Source organism: Taklimakanibacter deserti (genome assembly GCA_003574785.1).
On sequence record QORU01000006.1, the window covers coordinates 346,886 to 365,492 of the forward strand.

Sequence of the window (18,607 nt, forward strand, 5' to 3'; positions counted from 1 at the left end):
TGGACACATATGTCTAGTACTCTGCTGAGCACCTGCAATATCCATAACGATAGCGGCAGGACTTAATGTACATGCTTGTCTAGTACTGAGCGATGAGCTAGCCTTGTTAGCCTTCGGTCGGGAAAGGCCGCAAAACCAAGGGAGTGAAACGAAATGAGTGACATCGCCGATGAATTCAACAAAGCTTCGCTCAATCGCCGGGAACTCTTGCGCTCCGGCAGCCTGCTTGGCCTGACGGTGCCTTTGGCCGGCGGGCTCGGCGCCGCGGCTTTGTCTAACCTCGCGGCGACGCCCGCCCAGGCGGCGGCCGGCCAGCTGGTCATCGGCGTCACCCAGGAAGCGGTGAACTTCAACCCGCTGCTCTATGTGAACACCGGCGTCGAGACCTCGGTCGAATTCATCGTCTTCGACGCGCTTTGGAAGTTCGATCCCTCAGGCAAGCTCATCGCCAATCTCGCCGCCGAGATCCCGACCGCGGAGAATGGCGGCATTTCCGCCGACGGCCTCACCTGGACCATCAAGCTCCGCCCCGGCGTCAAGTGGCATGACGGCAAGCCCTTCTCCTCCGCCGACGTGATCTTCACCCTCGACGTCATCCGCGATCCCAAGGTGGTTGTGAGGAGCCGCAACGGCCATGAGCATGTCGAAAGCTACGAGGCGGTCGATGACAACACTGTGCGCATCAAGCTCAAGGACAGTTTTGCGCCCTATGTGGTGTCGTGGCAGAAGACCAGCATCATTCCGAAGCACATATTGAGCGGCATCGACATCAACACGGCGCCCTTCAATGTCCAGCCCATCGGCACCGGGCCCTTCAAGTTCAAGAGCCGGGTCGCCGGCAGCCATATCGAATTCGAGCCCAATCCCGACTATCACGGCGGCGCACCAAAGCTCACCTCCCTGATCCAGAAATACGTGCCCGACCAGCAGACGCTCTATGCCCAGTTCCAGACCGGCGAGGTCGACATCTATGAGCTGCAGGGTATTCCGCCGCTGCTCTATGCCAAGGCCAAGCAGCTTCCGAACTGCAAGGTCGAGCCGAGCGCCTCGCCTTTCGTCGAGTTCATCTATTTCAACTGCGGCAAGCCGCAGTTCCAGGACAAGCGCGTGCGCAAGGCGCTCTATATGGCGATCGACAAGAAGGGCTGGATCGATGCCGTCTATTACGGCGTGCCGATCCCGAGCCTGAGCTATCTGCCGCCCAATCACTGGGCCTACAACAACAAGCTGGTCGATCCGGGCTTCGATCCTGTGAAGGCCGCGGCCCTTCTCGATGAAGCGGGCTGGAAGGTCGGCGATGACGGCGTTCGCGCCAAGGACGGCGTGCGTCTCGCTTTCACCATGTCGACCACGGCCGGCAACAAGGCGCGCGAGCAGGCGCAGCAGCTCGTCCAGCAGAACCTCAAGAAGGTCAATGTCGAGATGACCATCAAGAACATGCCGGCCTCGGTCGTCTGGGGCGACTATACGGTCAAGAGCGAGTTCGACACGCTCATGGTCGGCTGGGATGCGCTGCTCTATCCCGATCCCGATTATGGCGACCGCATCATCAGCAAGTCGATACCGGCCAAGGGCGGCAGCGGCTCGAACTATGTCCAATACGAGAATCCCGAGATCGACGAGCTCTGCGCCAAAGGTGTCGCGACGGTCAAGCAGGAGGACCGCAAGGCCATCTATGACCGCATCCAGGAAATCCTGCTGGAGGACCTGCCTTTCGCGCCGATCTTCGCCTATCAGACGATCGTCGGCGTGAAGGACCGTGTCGGCGGCTATGTGCTCAATCCCTATACGCCGATCAACACCTGGAATCCGGCGGATTGGACGGCGAGTTGAGTTGACCTCGCCTGAGCGAAGCCAGACAATCGGGGAATGGCACGCTTCCTGATCAACCGGCTCGTGCAGTCGGCGATCCTTCTGCTCGGCGTCTCGATCGTCGGCTTCGCGCTGATGCATCTGGCGCCGGGCGGACCGCTCGCGGTCTATACCTTGAACCCGACGGTGACCGCCCAGGACATCGAGCGGATCAAGGTATTGTTCGGCCTCGATCAGCCCGTCTATGTCCAATATCTCAAATGGGCGGGCGGATTGCTCAGCGGCAATTGGGGCTACAGCTTCTTCGGCGGCCAGCAGGTGCGCGAGATCGTCCTCGACCGCCTGCCGGCAACCTTCCTGCTCATGGGCACGAGCCTCGCTCTGGCGCTGGTGATCGGCGTCGCCATCGGCACGCTGGCGGCGGTCAGGCGTAATTCGATCTTCGATTATGCGACCGCCATCGGCGCCATGATCGCGCTGTCCTTGCCGACCTTCTGGTTCGGCCTGCTCGCCATCTTCTTCTTCGCCCAGACGCTGGGCTGGTTCCCGGCGGGCAGCATGACGAGCACGGGCGGTGGCGGCTTCCTCGACCGGCTGCATCATCTGGTGCTGCCGGTCGTCGTCCTGGCGCTGGTGCTGGTGGCGCAATGGAGCCGCTACACGCGCTCATCGATGCTCGACATTCTGGACCAGGATTTCGTGCGCACGGCGCGCGCCAAGGGGCTCAGTTCCTCGCGCGTGCTGGTGAATCACGGGCTCCGAGCCGCGCTGGTGCCGCTGGTGGCGCTCGCCGGCCTGCAATTGCCGCTGCTGGTCGGCGGCGCCTTGGTGACCGAGACCGTGTTCAGCTGGCCTGGCATGGGCCTCTTGTTCATCTCGGCGCTGAGCACCCGCGACTATCCGGTGCTCATGGCCATCCTGATGGTCGGCGCCGTCGTCGTCATCCTGGGCAATCTTCTCGCCGACATCATCATCGCCTTTGTCGATCCACGGGTGAAGCTCCATGATGAGTGATGTGGCACTCGAGCCCCAGGCCGTAGCGCCGCCGCGCCGCGTCAGCGCCTTCCGCCGCCTGCTGCGCCATCGCCTCGCCCTCCTCGCTCTGATCGTGCTCGCGGTGCTGGTGATCGGATCGGCCGGCGCTCCGTGGCTGGCACCACATGATCCCGAAGAGCTCGACATCGCCAACCGCTATGCCCCGCCTTTGACCGAAGGCCACATCCTCGGCAGCGACGATCTCGGCCGCGACGTGCTGACCCGTCTCATGTATGCGGGCCAGATCTCGCTTTCCGTCGGCATCGCGGCGATGCTGGTCACCGTGATCGTCGGCTTCTCCGTCGGCGCCTTCGCCGCCTATTATGGCGGCTGGATCGGCGTGCTCCTGATGCGCCTGACCGACATCATGCTGTGCTTCCCGAGCGTCTTCCTGCTGCTCTTCGTCGCCGCCTTCGTCACGCCGAGCCTCGCCTCCATGGCGCTCATGATCGGCCTCACCTGCTGGATGGAGATCGCCCGCATCGTCTATTCGCAGATCCTGGTGTTGAAATCGGCCGACTTCATCGCCGCGGCCCGGATGATCGGCACGCCCTCCTGGCGCATCGTGCTGCGCCAGATACTGCCCAACACGCTGGCGCCGGTGCTGGTCGCGGCGACGCTCAATACGGCGAACGCCATCCTGCTCGAAAGCTATATCAGCTTCCTGGGCTACGGCATCCAGCCGCCCGCGGCGAGCTGGGGCAACATGCTGACCAACGCTCAGAGCGATTTCCAGGTCGATCCCTGGCTCGCCGTCTTCCCGGGGCTCGCCATCACGCTCGCCGTGACCAGCTTCAACTTCATCGGCGATGGCCTGCGCGATGCCCTCGATCCCCGGATCCGCGACCGATGACGGACCGGCGCTCCGATCCGTTGCTTAAGGTCGAGAATCTCTCCGTCGCCTTCGGACCGGCCAGGGCGGTCGACGGCATTTCCTTCGCCGTGACGCAAGGCGAGATGCTGGGCCTCGTTGGCGAATCGGGTTGCGGCAAGTCGACGACCGCGCTGGCGCTGATGCGGCTCTTGCGCGATGCGAGCCTCGGCGGGTCCGCCCGGCTCGACGGCGTCGATCTCCTGGCGCTCGATGAAGCCGCCATGCGCGAAAGGCGCGGCGCCGCGGTCGGCATGATCTTCCAGGACCCGGCGACGGCGCTCCATCCGATGATCCGGGTCGGCGACCAGATCGTCGAGGCGCTCGAGGCGCATCTCCATCTGCCGCGCGACGAGGCCCGCCGCCGCGCCATCGATCTTTTGCGCAAGGTCGGCATTGCCGCGCCGGAGGAGCGCTTTTCCGTCTATCCGCATGAGATGTCGGGCGGCATGTGCCAGCGCGTGGTGATCGCCATGGCGATGGCCTGCTCGCCCAAGCTGCTTCTCGCCGATGAGCCGACGACGGCGCTCGATGTCACCGTGCAGGCGCAGATCCTCGATCTGTTGCGCGGCCTGGCGCGCGAGGCGGGCATGGGCGTCATCCTAATCACCCATGATCTGGGCGTCGTCGCCGGCATGACCGATCGCGTCGCCGTCATGTATGCGGGCGAGATCGTCGAGATGGCGGCGACGGAGGAATTGTTCGCCAGGCCCGCCCATCCCTATACGCTCGGCCTGTTGCGCTCCATCCCGCAGCTCGACAGCGGCTGGGACGAGCCGGTGCCGACCATTCCGGGCAGCGTGCAAGGGGCGGAGCGCCAGACCGGATGCCGTTTCGCGCCGCGCTGTGCCAAAGCGAGCGAGGCCTGCCGCGTCCCACCGTCGCTGAGGGACATCGGCGACGGTCATTCGATCGCCTGCTGGAACGCTCCATGACGGAAGTTCTGACCGAAGCCCGGGGCCTCGCGCGCCATTATCGCATCGGCCGGCGCGTCCTCCATGCGCTCGACGGCGTCGACCTTGCCGTCGATCGCGGCGCGACCTTGGGCCTTGTCGGCGAGTCAGGCAGCGGCAAGAGCACGCTCGGGCGCACGCTGGTCGGCCTGCAGAAGCCGACTCTCGGCAAGGTCCTGTTTGAAGGCAAGGATGTCGCCGATGCCGAGCCTTCCTTCCTCAAGCGCCTGCGCCGCGAGCGCCAGATCATCTTCCAGGATCCCTCCGGCGCGCTCAATCCGCGCATGACCATTGGCGCCACGGTGCTGGAGCATCTGAGCGTGCAAGGCTGGTCGCGCGCCGAGGCGCAGCGTCAGGCGGCAGTGGCGATCGAGCAGGCGGGGCTCTCGACCGCCTTCCTGTCGCGCTATCCGCATGAGATCTCCGGAGGCCAGCGCCAGCGCGCCGTGATCGCGCGCGCCATCAGCACGGATCCCGCCTTCATCGTGGCGGACGAGCCCGTCTCGGCGCTCGACGTCTCGACCCGCGCCCAGATCATGAATCTCTTGCGCAAGCTCCAGATGGAGCGCGGCCTGACGATGCTGTTCATCAGCCATGATCTGAGCGTGGTCGCGCATATGTGCCGCGACGTGGCGGTCATGCATTTGGGGCGCATCGTCGAGCGCGCCCCGCGCGCCGTTTTGTTCAAGACGCCGCGCCATCCCTATACCGCGGCCCTGATGTCGGCGATCCCGATTCCCGACCCTGTCCGCGAGAAGAAGCGCACGCGCATCATCCTGAAGGGCGAGACGCCGAACCCGGCGAACAAGCCCTCGGGCTGCAGCTTCCATACGCGATGCCCGCGGGCGACGGATATCTGCCGCAGTGTCGATCCGCCGATGCGCGAGATGGGCAAGGGCCACGAGATCGCCTGCCACCATCCGCTGGAATAGATGCCATTTGTAAACTAATAGTTGACAAAAGTAATCTATAAGATTACACAGTGATTTTTGTGATTCGAAGCTGGAAATCGAAGGGCCTGAAGGAATTGAACGATACGGGGACCACCCGTCATATTCAGAAGAATTTCCATGCTCGGATTATCCGTAGGCTTGATGCCTTGAAGGTCGCAAAGAAGCCGGAAGACATGAACTTGCCGGGTTTCGATTTTCATGGCCTGGCAGGTTTCAAACCGAAGCGATTTACGGTCCATGTGAACGGGCCATGGTGCATCACTTTCGAATTCGAGAACGGTGACGCTTATAACGTTAACTTTGAGCAATATCACTGATAGTGCTGAGACTAGGAAGCGGTCAGATGACCCAGAGTAGAAAGCCCACGCATCCCGGTGCCATTCTCCGGGAAGATGTTCTCCCTGCGCTGAAGATCAGCGTTTCGGATGCAGCCGAAAAGTTGCTTATTTCTCGCCAGACGCTGCATAAAATTCTGGCTGAGAAAGGCCCCATCACGCCGGAAATGGCTGTCAGGATTGGCAAGCTCTGCGGCAACGGCCCTGACCTCTGGCTTGGTATGCAACAGGCTGTGGACCTTTGGGAGGCTCAACAGAAACTGGCAAAAGAAGTCGAGAAAATCCCGACCCTCGAAACGGCGTAAAGCCGCTCTCACTTCACCAGCCAGTCCTCATTGAGCGTATCGCGCAGTGCTTGCAACATGATCGCCGCCAGATGTTCAGCCGTGGGACCTGATTCCTTGTCGGCACGATGCAGCACGAGGCCGAGTGAGGGCAGCGGCGGCAGGCCGTGCGCTAAAGGATCCAGCACGCGCACGCCGCGCGGCAGTCCGATCGGCGTGCGCACCGTGATGCCGAGTGCCGCTGCCGTCGCCGCCCACAGGCCGCCGAGGCTCGGGCTTACGAAAGCGAGGCGCCAGGAGAGGCCATGCTTGTCGAGCTCCTGGCAGGCGATGGTCCGCAGCATGCAGGGCGCCTCGAGTGCCGCGAGCGGCAAAGGCTCATCATCGTCGCGATGCCAGACCGTCGCATCGCTGGCTGGCCCCAGCCAGCACAGCGGCACCTTGGCGATGCGCTCGACGAAAGCCGGCGCTTCGCCGCCGTCCCAGGCAAGCGCCAGATCGAGGCGGCCCGACGCGATCTTCTCGATGAGCGCGCTGTTACGCGCCACATGCCCCTCGATCCTGACCCTGGGATGCGAGCGCGCGAAACGCCCGAGGACGTCCGGCAGCATCGCCTCGCCGAAATCCTCCTGGAGTCCTAAGCGAATCCATCCTTCCAATTCGACGCCGCGCACGGCGCCCACCGCCTCGTCATTGAGGTCGAGCAGACGGCGGGCGTAAGAAAGCAGCGCCTCCCCGCCATTGGTCAAGGCAAGGCCCCGCCCCGATTTGCGCACCAGCGGAATGCCTGCTTGCTCCTCGAGCTTCTTCAATTGCGCGCTCACCGCCGAGGTGCAGCGGCCCAGGCGGTCGGAGGCACGGGCGAAGGAGCCAAGCTCCATGCCGGTGACGAAGCTTCGGAGCGCATCCATGTCGAGATTGGTGAAACCCACGATAATCATCCTAAAAATCAGGACTAACTATCCTGAATAATCAGATTTTCAGGACAATCACGAAGCGCCATATTGTGCGTTGTCAATCCACAAATGGAGAGTGCCATGCCCTTCGCCCGCATATCGCTTCTGGCCGGCAAGTCGCCGGATTATCTCAAGGCCGTCTCGGACAGCCTGCACCAGGCGCTGGTCGACAGCTTCGAGGTGCCCGAGAAGGACCGCTTCCAGGTCTTTCACCAGCATCAGCCGAACGAGCTCGTCTTCGACCGTGATTATCTCGGCGGCCCGCGGTCTGAGGATTTCATCCTGTTCCACATCACCACCGGCAAGCCGCGCGCGCTCGAGGTCAAGCAGCGTTTCTATCGCCGTCTCGTCGAACGCCTCGCCGCGGCGCCTGGCATCCGCCCCGAGGACGTGATGATCGTCATCGCCTCGTCCACTTTCGAGGAATGGTCCTTCTCGTCCGGCGTCTGTGCCGCTACTCCATCTGAGGTGGCCGCCTGATGCTCGCCATGGAGTACAGTTTCACGCTTCCCGCCGATTACGACATGGCGATCATCGAGCGCCGCATCCGCGACAAGGGACCGATGCTCGACGGCTTTCCGCTGTTACGCTTCAAGGCCTATCTGTCGGCGAAGAAGAAGGACGGAAGTGCCGAGAACCTCTACGCCCCCTTCTATGTCTGGGACCATCCCGATGGCATGAGCAATTTCCTCACCGGTCCTGGCTTCGCGGCACTGACGCGCGATTTCGGCTGGCCGCGAGTCGCGACCTGGACCGTGTGGCATGCAAAGCTTGCGAAGGATCTGTCGGTAACACGCTTCGCCAGCCGTGAGATCACGGCGATCGCTCCCTATTCCGACCTCGCGGCGCTGCGCCAGGCAACGACTGAAGCGGCAAGTATCGCGAGCGATGCGCTCGCCGATGTCGTGGGCTTCGACCCGACGGCATGGACCCTGGTGCGTTTCCGCCTGTGGCGCGAATTGCCGAAAGCCCTTGCCGGCGATGCACAGCTTTACGATGTCGGGCATATATCGCTGCCGTAACGCCTCAACTCGTGCGGCCGGTCAGGCGGACAACCTTGAAGGCGACCGCGATGGCGAAAGCGGGTGCGGCAGCGAAGACGACGGCTAGCCAGAGTGCGGCGTGGCTGGCGCCGGCAAGGCCGCCGGGCGTAGCGATGCCGGCGACATTCGCCACCATGCCCGCCGATGCCGTCCCGAAAGCGATCGCAAAAAGCTGCACGGTCGTCATGCCGCCGGCCGCAAGATCCTGCTCGGTAGCCGGCGCGTTCTGATAGACGCGCGTGACGATGCTCGGCCAGGCGAGGCCGATGCCGAAGCCGATCAGGACGAGACCGAGACAGATGGGCGCCAGCAGCGGCCAGCTTCCGCCGCCATGGGCGGGGAGGAAGATCGCCAGCAGCACGAGGCCCGCGAGCGTCAATGCCGGGCCCGCCACGATCAGGCGCGCGCCGCTCTTCTCCTGCCAGCGCGCGCTAAGGAGCGTGGCCGCGGTCCAGCCGATGGACATCAAAGCGGCGAGGTAGCCGGCCCACAAGGGTGATTGCCCGTGCAATTGCTGCAGCAGATAGGGCACGAAGACCTCTGGCTGCATGCCGAGCATGAGGAGCGCGATGACGAGATAGAGCGCGCCCAGGGGTGTGGCGAGCGTAAAGGACCGCTTGGGCAGGAGGCGTGCCGTCGCCCGCGTCTCGATCGCCGCGATGAGCCCGATCATCAGCAAGGCGGCGGCGAGGCCGGTGAGCTGCCAGAGCGTCTCGGGCGACAGGCTTCCCGCCGAGACGGCCAGCACCGCGGCCGTCAGCAGGACGAGTTGTGGAACGGGGATCGCCGAGCGCTCATTGCGGTGGGCACTCGCACGCGGCAAGGTCGTGAGAGCGAGGACGGCGAACAGGCCTGAAACCGGCAGGAGCGACCAGAAGCCGGCGCGCCAGGCGCCATATTCGGCGAAGATGCCGCCGATCGCCGGTCCGACGAGCGTCGCTACACCCCACATGGCGGAGATGAGGCCGATCATGCGGCCCCACAGCCTTTCCGGCAGGACGATCCGCGTCAATCCATAGGCCAGCGCATAGAGGAAGCCGCCGCCCAGCCCCTGCAGGCTGCGGCCCGCGAGCATCACCGGCATGTTGCTCGCAAGCGAGGCGACGAGCGTGCCGGCGGCGAACAGGATTGTCGCAACGATATAGGCGCCGCGCGGGCCGGCGCTGTTGAGAAGCCGCGCCGTCAAAGCGGCGCCGAGGATCGATGCGACCACGAACAACGTCGTCGTCCAGGCATAGAAATCGAGGCCGCCGATATCGGCCACGACCGAGGGCATCACCGTCGTCGCGACATACATGTTGACAGCATGCAGCGTGACGCCGCCGGCCAGCGCAAGCGCATAGACGCCGTTCCGGCCGCCAAGCAATTCGCCCCAGCCCGAGGGTCGCTGGGCTGAAACGGTTTCGCTTCCGCTTGCGGATAGGGTCTCATCGATCGAACTCTGCACCTGTCGGCCTCCTCGAACTGTTTGCCGACAGGCTTCTAGAACCTCAAGCATGCTTGAGGTCAAGCGGTGAAGATCACCGCCGCGCCATCAAGCGCCGGGGACCAGGCCCCAGTTCCGCCAGCCGGTCGCCCGGATTGCGCAGCGGGCAATCCTTCAGCGACAGGCAGCCGCAGCCGATGCAGCTGGTGATCTGGTTGCGCAATTGCATCAGGCTGTCGATGCGCTCCTCGAGCATCTCCCGCCATGTGGCGGAAAACCGCCGCCAGTCGCGGCTGGTCGGCACATGGTCATGCGGCAGGTCGGAAAGCGCGTCTCGGATCACGGCGAGCGGGATGCCGGCGCGCTGCGCGATGCGGATGATGGCGATGCGGCGCAGGACGGCGCGGTGATAGCGGCGCTGGTTGCCCTGCGTGCGCCAGCCTTCGATGAGGCCTTTCGTCTCGTAGAAGTGGATGGTGGAGACGGCGATGCCGCTGCGCCGCGCCACTTCGCCGACCGTTAGGATGATCTTGACGCCGTTCTCTGCCATGGGCCCTGAACCTCAATACTGCATGAGGTTAGAGGGAATCGCGCCGGAGAGAAAGAGTTACGTCGCCGCGCGCTTCGGCCGCGCCTCGAGTGTCGCGATCGCCTTCTCGAGCAGCATGCGCGTGCGCGCCACGGCGGCATCGTCCAGCAATGACGGATTGAGGTAGAGATCGAGCCCCGGCATATGCTCGCTGATCAGGCTCGACACCTGTCCGCCGCTCGCCAATACGCCGTCGATCACATAGGGCACGACCGGACGGCTGATGCCCTTCATCTGGATCGGCGACAGCGAATGGGCGGTGAACATCTCGCGCACCAGCGCATAGGTTTCGTAGGAGAGCACGATCTGCCCGGGCTCGGCGATGGATTGCAGCCTGGCCGCGAGATTGGCTTCCGCGCCGATGATCGTATAGTCCATGCGGTCGGCGCTGCCGAAATTGCCGACATTGCAGAAGCCGGTATTGATGCCCATGCGCACCAGGAATCTTTCCTCGACGCCCATGCCGCGCCACTTGGCGTTGAGCTCGGTGGTGCGCGCCTGCATCTCGAAAGCCATCCTGAGGCAGGCCAGCGCGTCCTCGGTGACGCCCTTGGTTTCGGGATCGCCGAAGAAGATCAGGATCGCATCGCCGATGAACTTGTCGACGGTGCCGCCATGCTTGGCCGCGATGGCCGACATCTCGGTGAAATATTCGTTGAGCAGTGCCGTGATCTCTTCCGGCTGCAGCTTCTCGGTCGTCGCCGTGAAATCCTTGATGTCGGAGAAGAAGATGGTGAGCTTCTTGCGCTCGGTCTGGATGGCGACGTCCTTCTCGCCGGCGAATATGCTCTTATAGAGCTGCGGCGAGAGATAGCGCGAGATCTTCATCGACACCGCGGCGAGGAAGGCGTTGTTGTTTTCGAGCTCCTTGTTCATGCCGGCGATGAGCTTGGACTGCCGGTTCTGCCAGCCGACGACGCCGAGCCCGAAGGCGGCCATCAGGCCGAAATAGCCCATGAGCCATTTGAACGAGAACAGATTCTTGGCGATCGGCTGGTCGACGATCACTTCCTGGATGCCGCGCACGTCGCCGACTTTCCAGTCATGCTTCGGGCTTTCCGGATGCGAATTGTGGCAGGCGACGCAGGGTGCTGCCATGAGCACGGGCGCCACCAGGCGGACGCGGCCGTCGAAATTGTTCCACGACACGTCATTGACCAGCTGCTTCGGGTCAGTCCTGAGTTTCGCGAGCGCCATCTTCTCGAAAGCATCGAGCTCATGGGGGGCTCTGCCCTGGAACGGGAAATCGGAGACGAAGCGATAGGAGATGTTGCCTTGCTGCTCGCCGATCACCTTGCCCAATTCGAGCGAGAGCGTCGCCGGTATGGGGATGGCGCCCGGCACATCGGCATAGTTGTGGATGACTTGCGTCGTCTCGGGATGGGCAAGGACGCGCGCCACGACATTCTTGGCGTAATAGCCGCGCACGCTGGTGATGACGGAATTGAGGTCGCTCGCCTGGAGGCGCAGCGACTGTTCCGAAAGATTGCGCAGATCGAGCCAAGCCGCGAGCGGCAGGCCGGCAAGCAGCAGCAATACGCCGATTACAATCGCCCATTTTGGCAGGCTTCCAGGGCTTCTGTTCGCTTGATTGGCGGTCATGGCGGAATCACCGGTTTTGCTCAGGCCGGCACTATGTCCGAAAATTCCTTTAGGTTCACCTTAGAAACGGCGGCAAAAGCCGCTAAATATGTTCCCACGCATAGTCGGGCCTGCCCGACCAGGTCAGGCGGTACATGGCGCCCTGGACCACCGACTGGACGACATTGGGCCACAGCGCCGCAATGCAGGTGCCTTGGGCGTGGCGGACGGAAGGGTAGATGATCCCGTTATGGCCCTCGGCGCGCGCCAGATTGGCGATCGCATTGCCGGCCGGATAGCCGATCACCGGGTCGGGATCGAGGCTCGGATGGCCGGGAAGCGTCCTCAGATCGACGAACAGGCCCGACATGCTGGCGAGCATCTCGATATAGTCGACGACCGCCGTGAAGTCGCCCGCATCGGCAAGCGCCCTGGTCAAGTGATGGCCGACCTCGGCGATGCAGGTCTCGACCGCGAGTGCGGCATACCAGGCGCCGCGGTCGGCCGGGCTGAATCGCATCGGCTCGCGCGGCTTGGCATAGGCGAAGCTCGCATTGATGAAGCGCGCATGCGGGACGCCATGCACGAGCTCGTTGGCGGTGAGCCCGCCGAGGCCGCGCTCTTCCGCAATCAGTCTTCCGCTCGTCGCCCCTTCGATTTCGGCGAGGAGGTCGAGCTCATCGGCAGTGTCGGCGAGCGGCGTCATGACGGCCTGACGCAGGCGCGCGCTGGAGACGAGCCTTATGGTGCGCGGGAAGGCCTCACGTACCAACGGCAAGGGCGGCGCGATGTCAGAGCCCGCCACGCAGCGCGTCGATATATTGCCGGGTCTCGATCATGCGCGGGATGCCGCCTTCGATCATCGCCTGGATGGGGGTCTTGCGGTCGAAGATCGGGCCGCGATTGACGAGCTTGGGCCAGCGGTCGGCCATGTCGTCGGCGAACAGCAGATGCAGCCCCTTGAACACGCCGATGAGCGCCGAGGCGCGCGTCAACTGGTCCTGGCTCAGCGTGCCGTCCCACTTGCCGCCCTTCATCCGGTCCCAGGTGCTTTCGGAAACGCCGAGGAGTGCGGCCCCTTCCGCATTGCTGCCGCTCCAAGCCTCGACCAGCCGCAAGACAGCCTTCACCGCGGCACCGGTCAGCCGGCGGCGATCGGCCTCGCCGGAAAATGTCTGCAAGCCGGCATGAGCGGCTTGCGCCCATTCGACTGCTGCATCGGTCATAATCGCTTCTCCTGATGCGGATATACGCACCATGTGACGCGGTGTCAAGCTCAAGCCGGATCAGCCGCCCTCAGCCTTTTCGCCAGCGCCTGCAGGAGCTTCCAGGCCATGGTGCCGTTCATCTCGACCAGCGGACGGAATTCCCAGAAGGTGATGCCGTAGCAGACGAGGTCGCTCATGGCCGTCACCGTGGCGGAGCGCGGCCCGCCGTCGATCAAGGCGATCTCGCCGAAATGGTCGCCGGGTCCCAAGGTGGCGATCTCGACCCCCTTGCGCGAGACCTTGGCCTCGCCCGATTCGATGAAGAAGAAGGCGGCCCCGCCCGACCCCTCCATGATGACGGTCTCGCCCTTGGCGAAGCGGCGCTGCTTGACGACACGCGCGATCTGCTCCGCCTGCCGCCGGTCCATATCGGCGAAGAGCTGCACGCGCCTGAGCGCCGTCACCGGATCGCGGGGCGGCGGGCCGGGCGGTTGCGCCGCACCGGCAGACTTGCCGGTGGTGACCGCGCGGCATTGCAGAAGATAGAGCTTGCCGTCCTCGACCGCCCATTCGATGTCGCGCCTCGGTCCATAGACCTTCTCGCATTTGAGCGCGAGCTCGCTCAACGCGGCAAGCTCGGCGTCGCCGATCGAGAGCTCATTCACTTTTTCCGGCGGCACTTTCTCCTCGAATGTGCCGCCGGTCGGCAGCGAGCGGATGGCGATGCGCTTGCGACCGGCCTTGCGCTCCAGCACCTGGCCGGCGCGGTCGAGACGGAAATGGTCGGGGACGACGAGGCCTGCGACCACCGCTTCGCCCAGGCCGAAGCTCGCTTCGATCAGGCGCTCGTCGCGCCCCGTCACCGGATGCTCGGTGAACATGACGCCGGCGGCGCTGGGATTGAGCAGCGTCTGGACGACGACGCCGACGCTCGGCTTGGTCAAGAGGCCGACCTTCTGGCGATAGGTGATGGCCGAGTCCGAATTGGCCGACCACCAGACTTCGCGGACGGCATCGGGAACGTCGGCGGCCGAATGGACATTGAGCACGGTCAGATGCTGGCCGGCGAAGCTCGCATTGACGCCGTCCTCATCGACGGCGGAGGAGCGCACGGCGAAAGGCGGTTTGAGATCGGCGATGGCCTCTTCCACTTCGGCAATGGCCTCTTCATCGCCCGAGGCGACGGCATCGACGAGATCGCCCGACAGCGCGACGCCGGGCGGGACGGTGATGCCCTGGCGCGTCGCATCGCCGAGCCCTACCGCCTTCGAGCCATAGAGCGATGTCTCGCGCGCCTTGGCGAAGGGGACGACCTTTTTCACCCGAGCACCGTCACTTCGCCGGCATCGCCGTCGACACGGACGAGCATGCCGTCCGCGATCTTCTCCGTCGCCTCGCGCGTGCCGACGACGCCCGGAATACCGTATTCGCGCGACACGATCGCCGCATGCGACAGGAGCCCGCCATTGTCGGTGACGATGCCGCCCAAGAGCGGCAGGAGGATGTTGAAGGCCTCGGTCGTCGATTCGGTGATGAGCACGTCGCCCTTGGCGATGCGGCCGAATTCCGGCGGCCCCGAGACGCGGCGCGCCGGTCCCTCATAAAGACCCTTGCTCGCGGCGAGACCGTAGAGGACGGTCTCCTTGTTCTCGGCCTTTGAGCTTCCGAAGATATGGCCAAGGCTGACGAGGGTCGCGCGCATGAGGCGGGCGACGGCGGGCGGCAGCTTGGAAAGGTCGGGCGGGAGCGGTGGCGGCGGACCAAGCACCGGCGGCGCGTCCTTGGCCGTATAGGCTGCGCGATATTGTGCACGCTTCGCCAGCTCATCCGCGGACGGACCGTCCCTGCCCATGACCAGCGCACACATTTCACCAAGGCCGGCCTCCAGCATCTGCTGCCGCGCATCGATCCGGCCACGATCCAATGCCCGCCGACCCGCCGCCAGCGCGGCGCGGCGCATGAGGCCCGCGGCCCAGATATCGCTATAGACGCCGCGTTCGTCCCTGAGCCGATAGGTGAGGCGCGCCTCGGCGAGAAGCGCGTCGAATTCCTGCGCGTGCTTCGCCGGCACCTGGGCACGGATCTCAGCCGTGCTTTCCTCGACATCCGAAGCGGGAGCGTCATCGACAACGGCGCCGCGTATGGCGCGCAGAAGCGCATCCGGCAGTTCCAGCGCCGTCGGCTCGGCGATGTCGAAGCCGTCGATGAGGCGATTGCCGACGAGATCGAGATAGGCCTCGATCGCGGCACCGGCCTCGCCGCCATGTGCCCGCAGGCGTTCAAGCACCTTGGCGGGATCGCGGTCGGTTTCGAGGATCTTGCGCGCCGAAGCGTCGTTGGCAAAAGCCCGTTTGAGGCGCGCCATCTCTTCGGAACCGCCCGAGGAAACTTCGGCCGAACCGCGCATCAGCCCCAAGAGCTCGGAATGCGGCAGGCCCGTCCACTCCGCGGCATGGACGAGGAAATCTCCGGTCGGCAGCACGGCGGCGGCGGTGAACCGCATATGCTGGGCGATCATCGCCGCATGATGGTCGCGGCAGCGCGTCAGATAGGTGGCGAGCTCTTCGTCGGAAAGCGAGCCCGGATCGACGGCCTGCAATTTGCGATGCGTGGCGATCGTCGAGGGCTTGTGCTTCTCATCCCAGTCTTTGAGCTGCTCGCGCCAGAGTTTCTGCGCATAGACCTGTTCGGCGCGCTTGAAGCGTTCAGGGATGTCGGCTTCGGGCGCCGGCAGCTTTTGATTGTAGCCGAAGCCGTTGACATAGGCGACCTGGATGCCGTCGATGAGCATCCCATAGAAGCGGGCGAATTCACCGGTGCCTTTCTTGAAGGCGGGCGGGTGCATCTCCTGCCAGTAATGCGTCATCGGACGCGGGAAATGCACGGGATCCTGTTCCCAGGTTCCCGGCCCCGGCGGCTCGAAATGAAGTGGCGTGGCGGAATCTGACGCAGTCATTGGCGGTTCTCCCTGGGACGGCCGGCTGAGCAGCGGGAGTCGTACCAGTCTTCGGGGCCCATGACCTAGCGGAAAAATGGCCGACGGCTGCTGCCGAAACTGTCAGCAGACTTCGGCCGCGGCCGAAACACCCCGTGTCAGCAAGCGTTAAGCTTACTGATCTCGGAACAGTACATGGATTCCACATGACCCTTCACCATGCACGACTGGCCGGCAGAAGCGAATTCGATCACGCCGCGGCGCTGAGGACGGTAGCGGCGATGATCGCCGTCCTCTTCGCCGGCAGCACGGTGCTGACGCCGCTTTACGTCATCTACAAGCAGGCGTTCGGCTTTTCCCAGATCACGCTCACCTTGATCTATGCGGTCTATGTCGTGGGCAACCTCACGGCGCTGCTTGTTTTCGGGCGCATCTCCGACAGCGTCGGGCGCCGCCCGGTGGCGCTCGCCGCGATGGCGGTCGCGGTTATGAGCGCCTTCATCTTCCTGCTTGCCGGCAATGTCGTCTCCCTCGACATCGCCCGCATCCTGAGCGGTTTCGCCATTGGCGTCGGCGCGGGAACGGGAACCGCCTGGCTCGCCGAGCTCGTCGCCCATGAAGACAAATCCCGGGCGAGCCTGATCGCGACCAGCACCAATTTTCTGGGGCTCGGCGTCGGTGCCTTGGCCTCGGGCCTCCTCGCCGACTTTGCGCCTTTGCCCTTGCGCCTGACCTTCATGGTCTATCTCGTCGCCCTTGCCCTCGTCGCGGTCCTGATCTGGCGCACGCGCGAGACGGCCCGGCCGGCGCCGCTCTCTTTCCGGCCGCGGCTTTCGGTTCCGGAGAAGATCCGCGCGCCCTTTGTCGCCCCGGCCGTGAGCGGCTTCGGCGCCATGGCGCTTGTCGGCTTCTATGCGGCATTGGCGCCCAGCATCCTGGCGCAGCAGCTCCACGAGACGAGCCATGCGGTGGCGGGCGCGGTCTTCTTCGAGCTCGCCATCGTGGCATCGGCCACCATCCTCCTGACGGCGCGCCTCTCGACCCGCACCGCCATGCTGGCAGGGCTCGGCCTGATGATCCCGACCACCGCCTTGATCGTCGCGGCGCAGATCCTCGCTTCCTTGCCGGTCATGATCATCGTGACCGCGAGCTGCGGCATCGCCGCGGCCTTGGGCTATCGCGGCGGCCTGCAAGTGGTGAACCAGTTAGCGCCCCAGGACCGCCGCGCCGAGGTGGTGTCAGCCTTCTTCATCTGCTGCTTCTGCGGCAATGCGCTGCCGGTGATCGGCATCGGCATCATCTCGACCCTGGCGGGCGCCATCACCGCGAGCCTCGCCTTTGCGGCGATGATCGCGCTGTTTTCTCTGGCGGCACTGGGCTTCGGATTGAAATACGCGCGCTGACGGCTCTCAAATCCCGTCATTTGAACGCATCGATCTTGCCAAGGACGCAAGATACCCGTTGCGGGCCATGCATCTGCGAGCAGTGATCGATCAGCTGCATGCCGATGAGATCGACCAGGAACCGCTCGGAATAAGGCGATCTGTCTCCCGGCTTCCGCTGAACCCCGAACGACTTCAATATGCCGGAGTGCAGGCAAGTCGAGGGACGAGGGTGATTGCGACCGACAAATACGTAGGCGACCAGGAGGTCATCGGAACTGGTCGAGTCCTGTTCATAGAAGAATCGACAGGCATCGTCGCTCAACTGGTCTTTGACATTTTCGACCGCCCGCATGAAACCAGGAAGCTCACTTTCATATTCGGCGATTTTCATATCGCCGGGGTCCCTGAATATGACCAATTGAGAGAATTTCTCGGCAAGTGGATCCTTGGGCCTTGGACCCTTCGCGAAGGTCAGCGGCAACATACGGCCGAGAAGCTGCATTTCTGAAAAGACAAGCTTGCTGAACAGCTCCCGCTCGGAGGCGTCGCTCGCGTCGTCCTCGAGAATGTACAATCCGATATTCTTGCGCAGCGAAACAATGTCGCCATTGTCATAGCGAGAGGACTCGATGAGCGCGCGGATCGTCGTGCTATTGACGGGGAATTGTTCCTGCGATGCAAATGCCGGCTGGCTCGCCAGCAATGTCAGGCCGATCAGCAGCAACGCCTGTCGCAACAGAAACCCATGAGCCGTGCGCATCGACCCCTCCTCGGTAGCGCCCATAGGGAGCCATGCTTGCAGCCGAGTCGGCAAGTATACTTCCACAGAAAATGGGACGGTCGCGACCTAAAGCTGGGCCTCGATAGAGGCCTTATCTATCACCGACCACACTTGCCAGATCTTCTCTCGCCGAAATTCGTAGAATACATTTTCTGTGAAGGAGACTCTCTTCCCGTTTACGGGGAGCCCAAGGAATTTTCCCTTTGGCGTGCAGTTGAAACCTAGCCGGCTCGCAATATAGGGCGGATCGGACATCAGCAGCTGGATATCGAAATGAAGGTCCGGAATTTCGGCGAAATCCCGCTCCAGCATCTGGCGATAGCCTGACAGCCCGATCTGCCGGTCGTTATGGCGCGCCTCATCGTGAACGAACTGTCCGAGCTTCGGCCAATCCTGCTCATTCAGACAGGCAATATAGTCTCGATAGATGTCGCGCAGATCGGCCTCTGTCATCGCGATC

The 18,607-nt window shown here is 63.8% G+C and carries 20 protein-coding genes; 10 read left to right on the forward strand and 10 right to left on the reverse strand.

Going from position 1 to position 18,607, the window contains the following annotated elements:
• Positions 1-153: 153 nt before the first annotated feature.
• The 7 genes from DS839_RS14960 to DS839_RS14990 are packed head-to-tail and all read left to right on the forward strand — an operon-like array spanning position 154 to position 6,264.
• Positions 154-1,833: a peptide ABC transporter substrate-binding protein gene (locus DS839_RS14960; protein ID WP_119271149.1), complete on the forward strand. Its 1,680-nt coding sequence runs from the start codon at positions 154-156 to the stop codon at positions 1,831-1,833.
• 36 nt (positions 1,834-1,869) lie between these two features.
• Positions 1,870-2,826, forward strand: coding sequence for an ABC transporter permease (locus tag DS839_RS14965; RefSeq protein ID WP_119271150.1), 957 nt, complete (start codon positions 1,870-1,872; stop codon positions 2,824-2,826).
• Positions 2,819-3,700: an ABC transporter permease gene (locus DS839_RS14970; RefSeq protein WP_119271151.1), complete on the forward strand. Its 882-nt coding sequence runs from the start codon at positions 2,819-2,821 to the stop codon at positions 3,698-3,700. The genes DS839_RS14965 and DS839_RS14970 overlap by 8 nt, the downstream gene beginning before the upstream one ends.
• Entirely contained in the window at positions 3,697-4,653 is a 957-nt protein-coding gene (locus DS839_RS14975) for an ABC transporter ATP-binding protein (protein ID WP_119271152.1), read from the forward strand. The genes DS839_RS14970 and DS839_RS14975 overlap by 4 nt, the downstream gene beginning before the upstream one ends.
• The gene (locus DS839_RS14980; protein ID WP_119271153.1) at positions 4,650-5,603 is read left to right on the forward strand and encodes an ABC transporter ATP-binding protein; all 954 of its coding nucleotides are present in this window, start codon (positions 4,650-4,652) and stop codon (positions 5,601-5,603) included. Before DS839_RS14975 ends, DS839_RS14980 begins: the two co-directional genes overlap by 4 nt.
• 59 nt (positions 5,604-5,662) lie before the next feature.
• Complete coding sequence (locus DS839_RS14985; protein ID WP_119271250.1) at positions 5,663-5,941, forward strand: type II toxin-antitoxin system RelE/ParE family toxin; 279 nt, start codon at positions 5,663-5,665, stop codon at positions 5,939-5,941.
• Positions 5,942-5,967: 26 nt separating this feature from the next.
• Positions 5,968-6,264, forward strand: coding sequence for a HigA family addiction module antitoxin (locus tag DS839_RS14990; protein ID WP_119271154.1), 297 nt, complete (start codon positions 5,968-5,970; stop codon positions 6,262-6,264).
• A gap of 8 nt (positions 6,265-6,272) precedes the next feature.
• Here DS839_RS14990 and DS839_RS14995 read toward each other — a convergent pair whose 3' ends face one another.
• Entirely contained in the window at positions 6,273-7,184 is a 912-nt protein-coding gene (locus DS839_RS14995) for a LysR substrate-binding domain-containing protein (RefSeq protein ID WP_119271155.1), read from the reverse strand.
• 96 nt (positions 7,185-7,280) lie between these two features.
• Here DS839_RS14995 and DS839_RS15000 point away from each other — a divergent pair, with 96 nt between their 5' ends.
• Positions 7,281-7,679, forward strand: a complete 399-nt coding sequence (locus DS839_RS15000; RefSeq protein ID WP_119271156.1) for a tautomerase family protein — start codon at positions 7,281-7,283, stop codon at positions 7,677-7,679.
• Positions 7,679-8,221, forward strand: coding sequence for a DUF4865 family protein (locus tag DS839_RS15005; protein WP_119271157.1), 543 nt, complete (start codon positions 7,679-7,681; stop codon positions 8,219-8,221). The genes DS839_RS15000 and DS839_RS15005 overlap by 1 nt, the downstream gene beginning before the upstream one ends.
• A 4-nt stretch (positions 8,222-8,225) precedes the next feature.
• On the opposite strand, the gene DS839_RS15010 is transcribed toward DS839_RS15005, so the two are convergent.
• The 7 genes from DS839_RS15010 to DS839_RS15040 all read right to left on the reverse strand — a co-directional run bounded on the left by DS839_RS15010 (position 8,226) and on the right by DS839_RS15040 (position 16,002).
• A complete protein-coding gene (locus DS839_RS15010; protein ID WP_119271158.1) occupies positions 8,226-9,689 on the reverse strand; it encodes an MFS transporter in 1,464 nt (487 codons plus the stop codon).
• Between the two features lie 73 nt (positions 9,690-9,762).
• On the reverse strand, positions 9,763-10,218 hold the full coding sequence (gene soxR, locus DS839_RS15015; protein ID WP_119271159.1) for a redox-sensitive transcriptional activator SoxR: 456 nt from the start codon (positions 10,216-10,218) through the stop codon (positions 9,763-9,765).
• Between the two features lie 57 nt (positions 10,219-10,275).
• Positions 10,276-11,859 carry an adenylate/guanylate cyclase domain-containing protein gene (locus DS839_RS15020; protein ID WP_119271160.1) on the reverse strand — a complete coding sequence of 528 codons (1,584 nt, stop codon included), beginning with the start codon at positions 11,857-11,859 and terminating at the stop codon, positions 10,276-10,278.
• Positions 11,860-11,941: 82 nt separating this feature from the next.
• The gene (locus DS839_RS15025; protein ID WP_368911669.1) at positions 11,942-12,643 is read right to left on the reverse strand and encodes an RES family NAD+ phosphorylase; all 702 of its coding nucleotides are present in this window, start codon (positions 12,641-12,643) and stop codon (positions 11,942-11,944) included.
• Positions 12,630-13,064: an antitoxin Xre-like helix-turn-helix domain-containing protein gene (locus DS839_RS15030; RefSeq protein ID WP_119271161.1), complete on the reverse strand. Its 435-nt coding sequence runs from the start codon at positions 13,062-13,064 to the stop codon at positions 12,630-12,632. The genes DS839_RS15025 and DS839_RS15030 overlap by 14 nt, the downstream gene beginning before the upstream one ends.
• Positions 13,065-13,114: 50 nt before the next feature.
• Positions 13,115-14,368, reverse strand: coding sequence for a PEP/pyruvate-binding domain-containing protein (locus tag DS839_RS15035; protein ID WP_119271162.1), 1,254 nt, complete (start codon positions 14,366-14,368; stop codon positions 13,115-13,117).
• Positions 14,365-16,002, reverse strand: coding sequence for a PEP-utilizing enzyme (locus DS839_RS15040; RefSeq protein WP_368911670.1), 1,638 nt, complete (start codon positions 16,000-16,002; stop codon positions 14,365-14,367). The genes DS839_RS15035 and DS839_RS15040 overlap by 4 nt, the downstream gene beginning before the upstream one ends.
• 185 nt (positions 16,003-16,187) lie before the next feature.
• Between DS839_RS15040 and DS839_RS15045 the strand changes: the two genes are divergently transcribed.
• Complete coding sequence (locus tag DS839_RS15045) at positions 16,188-17,384, forward strand: MFS transporter (protein ID WP_119271163.1); 1,197 nt, start codon at positions 16,188-16,190, stop codon at positions 17,382-17,384.
• A gap of 16 nt (positions 17,385-17,400) precedes the next feature.
• On the opposite strand, the gene DS839_RS15050 is transcribed toward DS839_RS15045, so the two are convergent.
• Together DS839_RS15050 and DS839_RS15055 are read right to left on the reverse strand one after the other, a co-directional pair.
• The gene (locus tag DS839_RS15050) at positions 17,401-18,126 is read right to left on the reverse strand and encodes a hypothetical protein (protein ID WP_119271164.1); all 726 of its coding nucleotides are present in this window, start codon (positions 18,124-18,126) and stop codon (positions 17,401-17,403) included.
• Positions 18,127-18,213: 87 nt separating this feature from the next.
• On the reverse strand, positions 18,214-18,600 hold the full coding sequence (locus tag DS839_RS15055; RefSeq protein WP_119271165.1) for an ester cyclase: 387 nt from the start codon (positions 18,598-18,600) through the stop codon (positions 18,214-18,216).
• Between the last annotated feature and the right edge of the window lie 7 nt (positions 18,601-18,607).